The organism is Veillonella parvula (genome assembly GCF_047241225.1).
Lineage (GTDB): Bacteria > Bacillota > Negativicutes > Veillonellales > Veillonellaceae > Veillonella > Veillonella parvula_O.
The window spans coordinates 503,795-519,000 of sequence record NZ_JBKTIE010000001.1 but is presented as its reverse complement, the minus strand read 5'-3'; the positions used below and the strand labels follow the sequence as shown (position 1 = coordinate 519,000).

General features: G+C 35.5%; 20 protein-coding genes. All 20 read left to right on the top strand.

Annotated features, from left to right (window positions below; genetic code table 11):
* Positions 1 to 3: 3 nt before the first annotated feature.
* The 20 genes from cbiB to argR all read left to right on the top strand — a co-directional run bounded on the left by cbiB (position 4) and on the right by argR (position 15,206).
* Positions 4 to 996 carry an adenosylcobinamide-phosphate synthase CbiB gene (cbiB, locus tag ACLRYO_RS02400; protein WP_120054771.1) on the top strand — a complete coding sequence of 331 codons (993 nt, stop codon included), beginning with the start codon at positions 4 to 6 and terminating at the stop codon, positions 994 to 996.
* Positions 996 to 1,889 carry an adenosylcobinamide-GDP ribazoletransferase gene (cobS, locus tag ACLRYO_RS02395; RefSeq protein ID WP_077708403.1) on the top strand — a complete coding sequence of 298 codons (894 nt, stop codon included), beginning with the start codon at positions 996 to 998 and terminating at the stop codon, positions 1,887 to 1,889. Before cbiB ends, cobS begins: the two co-directional genes overlap by 1 nt.
* Positions 1,890 to 1,962: 73 nt before the next feature.
* On the top strand, positions 1,963 to 2,847 hold the full coding sequence (locus tag ACLRYO_RS02390) for a GHMP kinase (protein ID WP_120054772.1): 885 nt from the start codon (positions 1,963 to 1,965) through the stop codon (positions 2,845 to 2,847).
* 24 nt (positions 2,848 to 2,871) lie between these two features.
* A complete protein-coding gene (locus ACLRYO_RS02385; protein ID WP_278471561.1) occupies positions 2,872 to 4,002 on the top strand; it encodes a pyridoxal phosphate-dependent aminotransferase in 1,131 nt (376 codons plus the stop codon).
* Positions 4,003 to 4,009: 7 nt separating this feature from the next.
* Positions 4,010 to 4,648 carry an alpha-ribazole phosphatase gene (cobC, locus tag ACLRYO_RS02380; RefSeq protein ID WP_120054774.1) on the top strand — a complete coding sequence of 213 codons (639 nt, stop codon included), beginning with the start codon at positions 4,010 to 4,012 and terminating at the stop codon, positions 4,646 to 4,648.
* Positions 4,648 to 5,346, top strand: coding sequence for a pseudouridine synthase (locus ACLRYO_RS02375; protein ID WP_120054860.1), 699 nt, complete (start codon positions 4,648 to 4,650; stop codon positions 5,344 to 5,346). The genes cobC and ACLRYO_RS02375 overlap by 1 nt, the downstream gene beginning before the upstream one ends.
* Before the next feature lie 70 nt (positions 5,347 to 5,416).
* The gene (locus ACLRYO_RS02370; protein WP_120054775.1) at positions 5,417 to 6,490 is read left to right on the top strand and encodes a M24 family metallopeptidase; all 1,074 of its coding nucleotides are present in this window, start codon (positions 5,417 to 5,419) and stop codon (positions 6,488 to 6,490) included.
* 15 nt (positions 6,491 to 6,505) lie between these two features.
* Complete coding sequence (efp, locus tag ACLRYO_RS02365; protein WP_004695799.1) at positions 6,506 to 7,063, top strand: elongation factor P; 558 nt, start codon at positions 6,506 to 6,508, stop codon at positions 7,061 to 7,063.
* A 135-nt stretch (positions 7,064 to 7,198) separates the two neighbouring features.
* Positions 7,199 to 7,579 carry an Asp23/Gls24 family envelope stress response protein gene (locus ACLRYO_RS02360; protein ID WP_004695801.1) on the top strand — a complete coding sequence of 127 codons (381 nt, stop codon included), beginning with the start codon at positions 7,199 to 7,201 and terminating at the stop codon, positions 7,577 to 7,579.
* 11 nt (positions 7,580 to 7,590) lie between these two features.
* On the top strand, positions 7,591 to 7,986 hold the full coding sequence (locus ACLRYO_RS02355) for an Asp23/Gls24 family envelope stress response protein (protein WP_004695803.1): 396 nt from the start codon (positions 7,591 to 7,593) through the stop codon (positions 7,984 to 7,986).
* The gene (gene nusB / locus ACLRYO_RS02350; RefSeq protein WP_120054776.1) at positions 7,976 to 8,380 is read left to right on the top strand and encodes a transcription antitermination factor NusB; all 405 of its coding nucleotides are present in this window, start codon (positions 7,976 to 7,978) and stop codon (positions 8,378 to 8,380) included. The genes ACLRYO_RS02355 and nusB overlap by 11 nt, the downstream gene beginning before the upstream one ends.
* Entirely contained in the window at positions 8,380 to 9,333 is a 954-nt protein-coding gene (locus ACLRYO_RS02345) for a metallohydrolase (RefSeq protein WP_120054777.1), read from the top strand. Before nusB ends, ACLRYO_RS02345 begins: the two co-directional genes overlap by 1 nt.
* 2 nt (positions 9,334 to 9,335) lie before the next feature.
* Positions 9,336 to 10,559, top strand: coding sequence for an exodeoxyribonuclease VII large subunit (gene xseA / locus ACLRYO_RS02340; RefSeq protein WP_120054778.1), 1,224 nt, complete (start codon positions 9,336 to 9,338; stop codon positions 10,557 to 10,559).
* Complete coding sequence (gene xseB / locus ACLRYO_RS02335; protein ID WP_004697322.1) at positions 10,534 to 10,740, top strand: exodeoxyribonuclease VII small subunit; 207 nt, start codon at positions 10,534 to 10,536, stop codon at positions 10,738 to 10,740. Before xseA ends, xseB begins: the two co-directional genes overlap by 26 nt.
* A 9-nt stretch (positions 10,741 to 10,749) precedes the next feature.
* On the top strand, positions 10,750 to 11,628 hold the full coding sequence (locus ACLRYO_RS02330) for a polyprenyl synthetase family protein (RefSeq protein WP_413084654.1): 879 nt from the start codon (positions 10,750 to 10,752) through the stop codon (positions 11,626 to 11,628).
* Positions 11,629 to 11,656: 28 nt separating this feature from the next.
* Complete coding sequence (locus ACLRYO_RS02325) at positions 11,657 to 12,136, top strand: divergent PAP2 family protein (RefSeq protein ID WP_004695814.1); 480 nt, start codon at positions 11,657 to 11,659, stop codon at positions 12,134 to 12,136.
* A complete protein-coding gene (locus ACLRYO_RS02320; RefSeq protein ID WP_120054779.1) occupies positions 12,133 to 12,936 on the top strand; it encodes a TlyA family RNA methyltransferase in 804 nt (267 codons plus the stop codon). Before ACLRYO_RS02325 ends, ACLRYO_RS02320 begins: the two co-directional genes overlap by 4 nt.
* Before the next feature lie 9 nt (positions 12,937 to 12,945).
* Complete coding sequence (locus ACLRYO_RS02315; protein WP_004697273.1) at positions 12,946 to 13,830, top strand: NAD(+)/NADH kinase; 885 nt, start codon at positions 12,946 to 12,948, stop codon at positions 13,828 to 13,830.
* Between the two features lie 24 nt (positions 13,831 to 13,854).
* Positions 13,855 to 14,430, top strand: a complete 576-nt coding sequence (locus tag ACLRYO_RS02310) for a tRNA (mnm(5)s(2)U34)-methyltransferase (protein ID WP_120054780.1) — start codon at positions 13,855 to 13,857, stop codon at positions 14,428 to 14,430.
* 320 nt (positions 14,431 to 14,750) lie between these two features.
* The gene (gene argR, locus ACLRYO_RS02305; RefSeq protein ID WP_004695825.1) at positions 14,751 to 15,206 is read left to right on the top strand and encodes an arginine repressor; all 456 of its coding nucleotides are present in this window, start codon (positions 14,751 to 14,753) and stop codon (positions 15,204 to 15,206) included.

The window sequence follows — 15,206 nt, the reverse complement described above, 5'->3', positions numbered from 1 at the left end:
TATATGGAACATTTAACATTTTTTCACTGGTTTTCGAAGTATAACTTTGTGTGTATACCAGTTTTAGCATTTTTATTGGATTTAATTATTGGAGATCCTAATAGTAAATATCATCCAGTGGCCATTATTGGACGTATAATATCTTTTTTTGAAGCCGTTCTTTATAAGGACACTGATAATGATACGAAGAAATTGTGGTACGGTGGTATTGCAGTAGGTTTAATTCTTATATCGGTATATATCATAGTATCTTTATTGTTATGGCTAGGTGGAGTAGTAGACAAATGGGTATACTATGCTTTCGAAGTAGTGATCCTCTACATCGCCATTTCTCCACGTTCATTGGCTGGCGCAGGTTTTACGATTAGTCAGTTAATAAAACAAGGTAATATCGTAGAAGCTCGTAAACGTTTATCCTGGATTGTGGGACGTGATACTGAAGACCTAGATGAAAGTGAAATCACTCGTGCTACAGTAGAAACGATTGCGGAAAATACGGTAGATGGTATCATTGCACCTTTTTTCTTTTTTATTATCGGTGGCCCTATGGGGGCTATTCTTTATAGAACTGCTAATACTATGGATTCTATGTTAGGCTATAAGAATCAAAAGTACTTGTACTTTGGTCGCGTAGCTGCACGCTTTGATGACATATTAAATTGGATTCCTGCCCGAATTACCTTTGTATTAATTGTAATTTCTGCATTCTTTTTACGCTTTGATGCAAAAAAGGCGATCCAAATTGGTTTGCGCGATGCTAAGAAACATCCAAGCCCTAATGGTGGTTACGCAGAAGCACCAGTTGCAGGAGCTTTACATATTCGCTTAGGTGGTTACAATCAATATTTCAAAAAAATGACTTTTCGCGAATATATGGGTGACCCTATTGAAAAGTTGAATCGCAACCATATTACACGAACTATTTATATGATGTATGTTACGACTATACTAATGGTCATCATTAGTACAGTCATTACCTATGGGATGAATGTATAATGACACCTTTTTTTATAGCACTACAATTTTTAACGCGTTTAAAACTTGTAAATCAAACTGAATGGTCTGTAGAGGACTTTGGTAAATCGGTAGTAGCCTTTCCTTATGTGGGCCTTATTATTGGTCTCATACTAGCTATATTATATGGCGTATTGTCGCCATTTATTCCGATTATGCCATTGATGTTAATTATCGTTGTGGCTGAGTTTTTAATAACTGGTGGCCTTCATGCTGATGGTTTGATGGATACAAGCGATGGTTTGTTTTCCGGCCGTGAAAGAGAACGTAAACTAGAAATCATGAAAGATAGTCGTATAGGCTCCTTTGGAGTTGTTGCTTTTGTATTTGTTACACTTTTGAAATGGCAATTATTAGCTTCGATTCCATCGGCTGAATTTATTCCTATGGCACTCATTATGATGCCTTTAATGAGCCGCTGGTCTATGGTTTTTAGTATTCGATCCTATCCATATGCTAGAGAACAGGGGATGGGGGCAGCATTTGCTAATTTAGCACCTAAATATGTTATTACTTATAACACCATATCTACGTTCTTTATGCCTATTCTATTACTATTAATCGGTTTAGTATTATATACACTTTTATATGGTGCTTATGCAATTTTTTCAGCACCTGATGTAGGGTATTTGGTAGGACTAGGTGTGTTAGTATATGCTACTATAGGTATTTTCCAAATCAATATTGTTAGCATGATTATTACGTATATTATTAACCGATTATTAAACCGCTATATTGTAAAAGCGTTAGGTGGCACTACTGGTGATACATATGGATTTGTTGTGGAAGTAACTGAAGTATTATTGATATTGGTATATAGCATAATTTTATCTATACTATCAGCTACGGTAGTTAATAATCCAACTATGTTCTAACTCTAAATTTTTGATTTTCAAAGTTTTAATATCTTTAGAACGTATACTTTATTTGATGTGAAAGGAGTTTAATGTGACCTATTATGTAAGAGCCCCAGGTACATGTGGGGAATTTCTACAAGGTTCTATTGATGGTCAGTCATTTTTAGTGACATGTCCAATTAATCGATACTCCTACGCATTGAGTAATGTAATACAACCTTTTTCTAAAGAATTTTGTGCACTTCAACCAAAATCTGCACAAGCTCGTAAATTAGTACAAGAATTGGTCCAACAAAAAAATAAAAATCAAATTTGCCCGCCTGTGTATGTAAGATCCGATATTCTGCAAGGAAAAGGCATGGCTTCAAGTTCGGCAGATATTTCTGTAACAGCTATGGCTACAGCTTTGGCCATGGACTATGATTTATCATTAAAAGAACTTGAGCAAATTTGTCTATCTGTAGAGCCTACAGATGCCTCTTTTTATCAAGGTGTAACTCAGTTTGATTATATTAAAGGGACTATCTCTAAGCCATTAGGTATGTGCCCACCTTTAAAAATCCTCGTTTTTGACGAAGGCGGTAGCATTGATACAGTTAGCTTTAATAAACAAGCAGATTTACAAAATAAAATTTTAGAAAAAGAATCTATTATACAAGAATCCTTTGATTTCTTTAAACAGGGTCTTATAACGCATGATATAAAGCTCATTGGCCAAGCTGCTACATTAAGTGCTTTTGGCAATCAGCGTATTTTATATAAACCTAATTTATATGACTTTCACGATGTAGGTAATTCTTATAATAGTGTGGGAACAATCATCGCTCATAGCGGAACCATTATGGGACTATTATTCCCCGTTGATTATGGTCGTATTGATGATTGTAAGAATGAGATTTTACGTAAGTTGCCACAATTAACCTATGTAGATACGGTTGAAACTACGAATGAAGGATTAACTTATATCAAACGATAAAGTATTTCATAGAAAGAGAATAGTATGTCTAAAATACATGGGGGCAATATCTTTCAGTTTGCCCATGAACAACGAATTGAACCATACGATGTTATTGACTTTAGTGCTAATATTAATTCACTAGGCCCTAGCCAACGTGGCTTATCTGCATTAGAATCTCAATTGCGATATATATCACATTATCCGGATGCTACAAATGATGATATATTAAATGCCATTGCTGATATCTATGGTATGAATAAAAATCAAATTGTAGTTGGCAATGGAGCAGCAGAGCTATTATATGCAATTTGTCGGTTACCTGGCTATACGGGCGCTTTTGTTCCCGCACCAGGTTTTTCTGAATATAAAGCAGCTTTAGAAGCAAGTAGAATTCCAGTACGCGATATTTATTATCGACCACGGGAAGATGAACATGGAAAACCTTATTTTGAGGTTCCTTATTTAGCATTAGAAACTTTTGCAGCTGAGTTAAAGGGGCAAGATGGTCGTATTATTGTATTTCTAGGTAATCCCAATAATCCAGATGGTACGTTACTTGATAAAAACCATATTCGTACTATTGCAAGCATGCTGAAAGATGCTAATAGTTTACTTGTTATAGATGAGTCCTTTATCGATTTTGTTGGTAACGACACATTACAAGATAATGAATACTCCATGCGCTCCCTAGTTAACGAGTTTGATAATATTATCGTGGTTCATTCTTTTACAAAATTCTATGCCGTGCCAGGGCTACGAATTGGTGCTGCTTTCAGCAATCCTCTTATCATTGAGCAACTAAATAGTTTTATTCCCACTTGGTCTGTTAACACATTAGCTCAATCCTATACAGAGGCGGCTTTGAATGATGTAGAGTATGTGAAACGAACAAAACAAGTATTACATGAAGAGCAACTTTTTATGCATAACTCATTAGATACTATAGATGGTATTACTGTATATCCGCCTTCAGCTAATTTTATGTTGTTCCACATTGAGCAAGAAGGAATAACGGCAGAGTCGATTAATGAAGCTCTTAAAAAAGATAATATGATTGTTCGCAACTGTGATTCTTATATGGGATTAAATAATCAATGGGTTCGCGTTGCAATTAAAGATCATGATACTAATGTTAAGTTAGTAGAAAAATTAACAGATATTTTGAAAGTATAGGAAGACTATGAAGACATTGTATATTGTGCGCCATGGTGAAACTGATTGGAACAAAATGGGAAAATACCAAGGCATCACAGATGTTCCACTTAATGAAAATGGTTTAAATCAAGCAAAGGCATGTGGTCAGGCTCTTAAAGATGTTAAATTTGATCGCATATTATCTAGTGATTTGAGTCGTGCTTTAGTTACAGCTGAAGTCATTCGCGGGGAACGTACTACTCCTATAACAGTAGATAAACGCTTACGAGAACTTAATTTTGGCGATTGGGAAGCTATGCTATTTTCAGATATCGAAGATCGTTGGCCTGGTTTGATAGATGAAATGTATTTGCGACCACATCTAGTTAAGGTTCCTAATGGTGAAAGCTTTAAGAATTTACAAGACCGTGCATGGGAAGGTCTAGAGGAATTTATCAATGTTAATAATGAGGAGGAAACACTTCTCATTGCTTGTCATGGTGGAACTATACGAACATTATTGTGTAAATTATTAGATATTTCCATTAGTCATTGTTGGAATTTTAGTCAAGGTAATACAGCAATTAATCGTATATTCTATAATGGCATGGGAGAGTTTGATCATAATATTTTAAACTTGCTCAATGATACAGCACACGTAGATATATTACAAGGTCATGCATGATGCGACTAGATAAATTATTAGCCAATAAAGCTTATGGTAGTCGAAAAGAAGTCCATCAAATCATAAAGGATAGAAGGGTTACCATCAATGGTAGTATAACAACGAAAAAAGATACTCACATTGATATTAATGTTGATATAGTTGCTGTTGATGGTAAGGTTGTTAGTACTACTCAACTATATTATGTAAAATTTCATAAGCCAAAGGGCTATGTTACAGCGGTAGAAGATTCTAATCACCCTGTTGTTATGGATTTACTCCCTCCAGAATTCATAAAAATGGGAGTTGTTCCAGTAGGCAGATTAGACAAGGATACAGAAGGACTTTTATTATTAACTAATGATGGTGTGTGGGGACATTCTATCATCAATGGTAATAAACATGTGCCTAAGATTTATTACGTAGAATTTGAAGGAACGCTATCTGATGAAGGTATACAACGTATTAAAAAGGGAATTCTTCTTGGAGATGGTACGCAATGTAAACCGGCAGAAATCGAATCTGTATCGTTACACTCAGCACATATAACGATTGAAGAAGGCAAATATCATCAAGTTAAGCGCATGATTGGTGCTGCAGGTGGTACTGTAACATATTTGAAACGTCTTACGATTGGTCATATTGATTTAAGTGGCATTGAGGAAGTTGGTTCTGCAATGGAATTGACCGTTGAACAGATAGAGGGCTTTAAAAAATAGCATAAAATTCTATTCAATATAGGCATTTTATGGTAAGATTAATTGTACTTTATAGACTAGGAGCAAGATTATGAATGGATTAAATCTGCTACAACAGTATATTAAAGAGCAAGAATTAACAGGCGTCATTTTAATAAGCCCTATAAATTTACATTATTTTGCAGGCTTTACTGGTACTACAGGCTTTGCTATCATTACTCAAGATAAAGCCTTTATGATTACTGATTTCAGATATACTGAACAAGCAACAAAACAATGTGAAGGGTACACAGTTATTCAATATGAAACAACTGTTATGGATACTCTTGTAGATATATTCAATGAATATCATATTCACGAAAGTTTATTCGGTATAGAAGGCAAACAAATGCCTGTGGATACGTATGAAACTTTATGTGATACATTAGATGAACGCTTTAATTTTACATCTATCAATTTTGCAAAACTACGTGCGGTTAAGCGTGAAGATGAATTAGACTTATTGCGTAAAGCTGCTAAAATTGGTGATGGTGCTTTTGCTGCCTTGCTACCACAACTAAAGGTAGGGATGACAGAAAACGAAGCGCGCATTATATTAGAATCAGAAATGTTAAAACGTGGATCAGAGGAACCTTCCTTTGCAACCATTGTTGCTTCTGGTAATCGTTCTAGTATGCCTCATGGTGTAGCCAGTGATAAGGTCATTGAAGCAGGTGATTTTGTTACCTTTGACTTTGGTGCAGTATATAAGGGTTATCATTCTGATATGACTAGAACTATTGTAATGGGGCCTGCCTCTGAATTACAAAAGAACCTGTATGGTATAGTTTTAGAAGCACAAAAACGTGGCGTAGCTGCAGTTCGGGCTGGTATTACTGGTAAAGAACTTGATGCAGTTTGTCGTGATTATATTAAAGAACATGGATATACCAAGGAATTTAATCATGGTACTGGGCATGGCGTAGGTCTTGAGATTCACGAAGAACCAGTAGCCAATACTAAATCCGATACGGTATTTACAGAAAATATGATCATTACGGTAGAACCTGGCATTTATATAACAGGTACTATCGGATTGAGAATAGAGGATAGTGTCATCGTCAAATCTGACGGCTATGAGGTGTTGACACATAGTCCAAAAGAGTTAATTGAAATAGGTATTTAGAAGGAGAAGAGTTAGATGATTTCCAGTAATGATTTTCGTCCAGGTGTAACCGTTGAAATTGACGGTAATGTATGGCAAGTAGTTGATTTTCAACACGTTAAACCAGGTAAAGGTGCTGCATTCGTACGTACTAAAATGAAAAACTTGCAAACTGGTTCTGTAGTTGAGCGTACATTTAATGCAGGTGAAAAAGTGCCTAAAGCACATGTTGATCGTCGTCGTATGCAATACTTATATGAATCTGATGGCTCTTATACATTCATGGATAACGAAACTTATGATCAAGTTGAACTTACCCTTGAACAATTAGGTGATGCTAAAAACTTCCTTCTTGAAAATATGGAAGTATCCATCATGTTTTTCCAAGGTATCGTAATCGGTATCGATTTACCTGTAGCTGTTGAACTTCGCGTAGTTGAAACAGATCCTGGTATCCGTGGCGATACTGCGACTGGTGGTAATAAACCAGCCGTATTAGAAACAGGCTACACTGTAAAAGTACCTCTCTTCATTGAAGTAGATGATGTACTTCGTATTGATACTCGTACAGGACAATACATCGAACGTGCCTAATACTCATTGATATGTATTGGGGCAAGATCTTTTCAAGGAATCTTATTCCCCATATATCGTAACATTTGCACTGTAAGCACTTGTCGTCTATGTAATTATATATAGGGACAGGTGCTTTTTTTGAAAGAGGCCAGTATGACCAAGAAAAATACTGAACTAGAGTCGGGTAAGATTAAGATTAACGATGATGTATATGCTACAATTGTAACAATGACAGCGCTTGACACAAAGGGAATTCATCATATGAGTTCCACCTTTAATGATGGCGTTAACACTTTTTTTAGACGTAAATCCGATCATGAAGGTGTTAAGATATCCTTTAACGATGAAGGAGCAATATCAGTTACACTATATGTGTGCATTCAGTATGGATATCGTATTCCTGATGTTGTTTTACGTCTACAAGAGCGCATTAAAACTGCTTTAGTCTCTTATACAGAAATTGAGGTTCAAACTATTGATGTAGTTGTACAAGACATTATTTTTGATGATTTAGTAACACCTCAACAGCCATAGGAGGTATCTCTATGAGTTCAGATAATCAATTAAATTATGGTTTAGACACGGATACCATTGATATTGCAGATTCTGTCATCATTGATGTAGCAACAAAAACTTTAGGAACCATTCCTGGTATTCATTCTTTAAGCCCACGCTTTTACGATGAGTTGGTAGAGGGTATTACACATGCTTTTGGTCAGCGTAGCTTACCTGGTATCAATGTAAAGCATCGTAAAGGTTTTATTGAAATTAACATTTATATTAAAGCATTGTATGGATATAATCTCATTGAATTATCAAAACAATTGCAATTAGAAATCAAACAAACCTTAAAAAATATGCTAGATCTTGATCATATTAAGGTTGATGTGCATATTGAAGGTATTGTAAAAGAAAAGGAGCCAGTTTTACATGGTAACTAAGCGAAATCGGCGAGAGGCTCGTCAATACGCATTCCAAATGTTATATGCCAATGAATTTCATACTGATCAAAATGATGTTCAATTTCCTGAAGGAAACATTCATAAAGCAATGGATAAGGCATATGCAAATAGTATTATAGAGGGTGTACTATCAAACACTGAAGCAATTGATGCTACATTACAGCCATTCTGTAAATCTCGTAAAGTAGCAAATTTAGATAAGGTGGATCGTTCTATTTTACGTATTGCCGTTTGGGAAATGACAAATAAAGCGGAAGCTTTAGAGCCATCCATTGCTATTAATGAAGCCATTCAATTAGCAAAAGAGTTTGGATCTGATGCATCTTATAAATTAATTAATGCAATCTTAGACGCATACAATAAGAGTAAATAATGAAACGATATTACTTAGGCATTGATACGAGCTGTTACACCACAAGTTGTGCCATTGTAGATAGCGACTTTCACATAGTAGGGGAAGCACGTAAAATCTTAGAGGTAAAACCAGGTGAGCGAGGACTACAACAATCAAATATGGTCTTTCAGCATATAAAGGCATTACCTAAGCTAATGTCAGAATTACCTCAGGTATCGATTAGCGGTATCGGTGTTAGTGGCTTTCCACGGCGCGAAGAAAATTCGTATATGCCAGCCTTTATGGTTGGGTTAGGCCAAGGAGAAACCTTGAGTCATCTTATGAATGTACCTTTACATATTTTTGCACATCAAGAGAATCATATATTAGCTGCTTTGAGGGATTTAAAAAATATTCCTAATGAGCCATTTTTGGCATTACATCTATCAGGTGGCACGACAGAACTAGTATATTGCCATTATCAAGGAAACGGTATTTTTGAATCTCACATCGTTGGTGGTTCTAAAGATTTACAAGGGGGGCAATATGTTGATCGTATAGGTGTCGCATTAGGCTTACCATTTCCTGCAGGTAAACATTTAGAGGCTTTAGCATTACAAACTACAGAATATGAACCATTGCCATCATCTGTAAAAGACGGATGGATTAGCTTTGCCGGTCCTTGTAGTGCTGCTATGCGGCGTATAAATAACGCTATGAGTGATATAGATAAATCTAAGTTAGCTAGAGCTGTTTTTACTTCCATTGGAAATGCTCTAGAAAAAATGATTACTTATCATACTAAAGAGAAACCTGTACGTACACTTATCGCTGTAGGTGGTGTGATGAGTAATAGTTTACTTCGTAAGCGCATGGAAATTTGTTGTAAACGTAATCGTCTCCAATTACATGTAGCGCAGACACAATTTTCTGTTGATAATGCCACAGGTAATGCTTTTGGTGCTGCATATTTACAAGAATCTAGAGGATAATCGTGAATGTACTAACCATTACACAATTGAACAATCTCATAAAGCGTACTTTAGACCGTGAATATCTATTAAAGAATGTATATGTAAGTGGTACAATCATTAATGCAAAATGCCATAGTAGTGGACATATGTATTTTTCTTTAAAAGATGAGGAATCTGCTATTGATGTGACAATGTGGTCTAGTACAGTCATGCAAAAGGGACTAGTTAATGCCATTCAAAATGGTTTATTAGTAACTGTAAAAGCATCTGTTAACTTTTACAATAAAATGGGCCGTTTAAATCTCATTGCATCAGATATGCAGATAGGTGCTAAAAGTCCGTTACAGCTTGAATTTGACGCTCTAAAACGAGCGTTAACTGCTTTGGGGTACTTTGATGATAGCCATAAAGTAGGTTTACCCTATATGGCGAGTTGCATTGGTATTGTTACATCCCAATCTGGTGCTGTATTACATGATATTCTACATGTTAGTAAACAACGCAATCCACTAGTTCAATTTAAATTGTTTTCCGTTCCTGTACAAGGTAGTACCGCAGGCCCAATTATAGCAAAAGGAATTGCTACGGCAGATGCTGATCCAGATATTGATGTCATCATCGTTGGTCGTGGTGGTGGATCTATGGAGGACTTGTGGTGTTTCAATGATAGAGCTGTTGTAGAGGCAATTTATAATGCTCATACACCGATTATTTCGGCGGTAGGTCATGAAACAGATTACACCTTATGTGATTATGTAGCTGATGCGCGCGGGGCTACGCCTAGCCATGCTACAGAAATGGCAGTACTTCCAATTACTACATTACAAGATCAGCTGACAGAAAAAGAAGAGTATTTACACGAATATATACGCTATACACTACAACAAAAACGTACAGATTTAACATTGCTCTTTAATCGAAAACTTGGTATTCCAGCTCTGCAATTTTTACATAAGCAAAAATCACACTTACAAGAGCTTTCACAAACTCTAACTAATGCAACTAAAGAACGATGTAATGCAGAGAGACATAGCTTAGCATTATTGGCACAACAGTTAGAGTCGCTAAATCCATTACAAATGATGATTAAAGGTTTTGCAAAGGTTGAGCATGATAACAAACCTATTACATCGGTTGCCCAATTACAACTAAATGACGATATACGAGTTACACTAGCTGATGGTTATATTACTGCTACGGTAAAGGAGGCGCACAAGGATGGCCGCATCACTAAAAAGTTATGAGAAAAAATATAAGGCCTTAGAAGATATTGTTAAGCAATTAGACGATGGGGATATGACCATTTCTGAGCTTTTATCACAATATAAAAAGGGCTTAACTTTGGTAAAAGAATGTGCTGAAATGCTTGACTCTGTTGAAGATGAAGTACAACAAATTATCGAAGAAGTCCGCATCAGCGAATAAGGAGATTCTATGTTCAAAGATTATTTAGCATCTAGCAAACAAAATATTGAACAATGGTTAGGTGAGGTCTTAAGTAGCCCAAATCAAGAATTTAAACCTCTTTATGAATCCATGAGTTATAGCTTAATGCAAGGCGGCAAGCGAATCCGACCAATCTTATCTAAAGCTGTGTTAGAAATGCTTCATAAAGATCCAGCTGATTATAAGGAATTTCTATGCGCCATGGAGTGTATCCATACATATTCCTTAGTACATGATGATTTACCCGCTATGGATAATGATGATTATCGTAGAGGTAATTTGACCAATCACAAAGTATACGGTGAGGGACTTGCTATTTTAGCCGGTGATGGGTTATTAACATATGCCTTTCAATTGATGACTTCAAATACAGTTGCTAGTGCACAGCAAAAACTAGATGCTATAAAATGTGTTGCTACTGCGGCTGGTCCTGAAGGTATGGTTGGGGGACAAGCCTTTGATTTGCTCAGCGAAGACAAACATATTCCTTTAGAAGAATTAAAGGTTTTACATACTGGTAAAACAGGTGCACTATTTAACGCTTCTGTAGAATTAGGTCTTATTCTTGGAAGTGCTAATAAGACTACGCGAACAGCCCTTATGGAATATTCTAATTGCCTGGGATTATTATTCCAAATTACTGATGATATTTTAGATGTAACCGGTACTATTGAAGAATTAGGAAAAACACCCGGTAGTGATATTCGCCAACATAAATCTACCTATGTATCTTTACTAGGTTTAGAGCAAGCAAAACATCAAGCCTACTTAGTAGGTAGCCAAGCTCATGATGCGTTAAACTTGGTTTCTTATGATACAACTATACTATCAGCATTAATTGATTATCTTTTAGAACGTACGAATTAATGGGTATTACCTGTAGAAGGTATAAACAATGATTGATATATTACCACAAATAGCACATAATTATATCGCGCAAGCTGCATTTTGGGGCTGGTTTACGGCTCAAGCTATCAAATTTGTATGGCAACTCTTAAGACATGGTAAATTCCGACCAGAGCGCCTTGTTGGATCTGGTGGTTTTCCAAGTTCACATACATCATTTGTAATTGCTACAACAACAGCGATTTATCTTAAAAATGGTGTAACGGATCTATTTATATTATCCTTAGTATTTTCAATTGTTGTTATGTATGATGCGTCTGGTGTACGATTAGAGGCAGGACGACAAGCTCAAATACTTAATCAAATTGTAGATTATTTTACCAAAAAGAATATACCTGTTGTCATTACACGTAAAGAAGCATTAAAAGAGTTGTTGGGACATACACCTATCGAAGTATTTGGTGGTTTAATTCTCGGTATTCTTGTGGCCTTTATTCAGTTTTATTGTATTTATCATGGTGTAATATGAGCAATAAAGAACGATTAGATATACTCCTCGTTAATCGAGGCCTTTTTGAAAGTAGAGAAAAAGCAAAAGCAGCTATTATGGCGGGCCTTATATTTATGGATACTACACGTATAGATAAAGCAGGCACCAAGATTCCTGTGGATGCCAATATTATTGTAAAAGGCAATACTTTACCTTATGTAAGTCGTGGAGGACTTAAATTAGAAAAGGCTATTCAAACTTACCCTATCGATTTACATGGGACTGTGATGATTGATATAGGAGCTAGTACAGGTGGTTTTACAGATTGCGCATTACAAAACGGTGCGTCTAAGGTCTTTGCCATCGATGTAGGATATAATCAATTAGCTTGGAAATTACGCCAAGATTCACGTGTGATTAATATGGAGAAACAAAATATCCGTACTGTTACCGCTGAACAAATAGGTGAACTTGTTGATTTTATTTCTATTGATGTAGCATTTATTTCTTTAGACAAAGTTTTACCAGTAGCTACTAATTTATTAAAAGATACGGGCTCACTTGTGGCCTTAATAAAACCACAATTTGAGGCTGGTAAAGAAAATGTTGGTAAGGGCGGTATAGTGCGAGATAGTGAAATCCATAAAGAAGTTTTACATCGTATTCTACACGTTGCGTATGATTGTGGATTGTATACACATGGCTTAACTTTCTCACCAATTAAAGGTATGGAAGGCAATATAGAGTTTTTAGGTTATTTTAAAAAGTACGAAGAAGGGGCCTTAACCATTGATGATACTTTGATTGATACAGTGGTTGCAGAAGCCCATTCATTATAGGAGATTACTATGCGTATCGGATTCTTCCCCAATATGGGGAAAAGCAATATTATGGCAGTTCTAAAAATGGCTGCACATATTTGTAAAGATGAAGGTATCGAAGTATTTTTGCCAGATGATCTCGAATCAGATGCACCTGCACGAGTACTTAAGATTCCTGAAACTCATATTTTAAGTCGTCCAGAAATCTTCAAACAAATAGATATTGCCTTTAGTTTTGGTGGTGATGGTACCATCATCCATCTTGCAAGACAAATTTATCCATATAATGTACCTGTTTGTGGTATTAATCTTGGCGAACTAGGTTTTTTAAATCAAATTGAAATTCATCAAATGCAAAGTCATATTAAACGTATTGCTAATGGTGATTATAATATTGAAAAGCGTGGACATTTATATGCTTATATAGAACGTCATAAGGGTAAAGAGGAAGAACTAGTTCCTATCATTAACGAAATTGTTATCACTCGTGCTGAGCCTGCTAAAATGGCGCGAATTAATATGTCTATTAATAATCAACACACGCAAATGTATCCATCGGATGGTTTAATTATTTCCTCTGCTACAGGTTCTACCGGCTATAATCTATCGGCTGGTGGTCCAATCATGAAACCAGATAATCGGTCCATCATTGTCACCCCAGTAGCGCCACACTTAATTCAAGGTGTAAGCCTTGTTTTAGAGGAACATGATACGATTCAAATTACAATGCCGGAAAGAGAACCACAATTACATATTTGTATTGATGGTACATTTGACTATACTTTTACAAATAAAGAAACCTTACATATAAGCTCTAACCCTGTATATTGTTTATTTGTACGATTCAAGGATCAATGTTTCTTTGGTACACTATTTAAAAAGTTAGCATCTCGTCGAGATGAATTGTTATAACCAAATCTCAAGTGGGGTGGTTTTGTGATTAACATTAACAATGCTGTTCAATTCCAACATTTAATCTGGGATCGATGTATGGAAAATGCCAAAGTGGTAGTAGATGCTACTTGTGGTAATGGCCATGATCTTTTATACCTTTCTAAACGGGCACAAAAAGCATGCCATCTATATGGAATTGATATTCAAATGAAAGCTATTAAAACTAGCAAAGAGCTTTTACAATCAAATGCTATTGCACCAGAAGTAAGTTTAACGTTTATTCATGACTCTCATGATTTGGCAGTAGCTCATCAATTAAAAGATGAAGTTATTGATTTAATGATTTTTAACCTTGGATATTTACCTGGAGGAGATCACCAAGTTGTAACAAAACCTCACCAAACCATTGATGCCATAAATGAAGGTTTACACAAACTTTCCAAGTCTGGAGTTATTACAATAGTTGCTTACCCTGGAACAACAGAGGGATTTGAAGAAATGCAGTCTCTTAAATCGTATTTATCAGATTTAGATCAGAAAATATATAATGTATGCCATTGGCATCCGATGAACCAAATACATAATCCACCTGAGTTATTTATATTGCAAAAACGATAAAACGAAATATATCTTTATTCATTATGAATAAAACTCATACTCAGTTAGTAAAACCCCCTTTATAGGGGATTTTAATTATACATGTATATTTTTCTATTTTTAAATTATTAATTCCCTATAAATAGATGAACCTTATGAGCTATGAATTTGCACGTTATCAATATATAGAATATTAACAATATTTTAAATATTAATATAATATGCATAAGACGTATAATATATGCGATTTATACCATATATTAATTATGAATATATGGTATAATATTATCAGAAAGATACTATTCTCTTTTATGTGCAAGGTTTAAAAAAGGGAGTTCAAAATGAAACGCTATCGCTATAACAAAATTAAAGAGATCGTGCAGTCCAAGGCGATTGAAACACAAGAGGAATTAGCTGCGGCTTTACTAGAAGAAGGTATTGAAGTTACACAAGCTACAGTTTCTCGTGATATTAAGGAATTAATGTTAATCAAAATTCCTACAGGCGATGGACATTATCGTTATGCATTATCTCCAGAGGAAAATGTAGTTTTATCTCGTAGTCGTATTAACCGACTATTCCAAGATTCTTTGATTAAGGTTGATCACAGTTTAAACCAAGTTGTATTACATACAATCCCTGGTTCTGCTCAATCTGTAGCATTTTCTATCGACCATGCAAAATGGACTGAAATTATTGGTACATTAGCAGGGGACGATACTATTTTGTTAATTGCAAAATCCGAAGCTGAAGTTCCAGCAATTTTAGCGAAAATTCAAGATTTAATGAAGGACTAA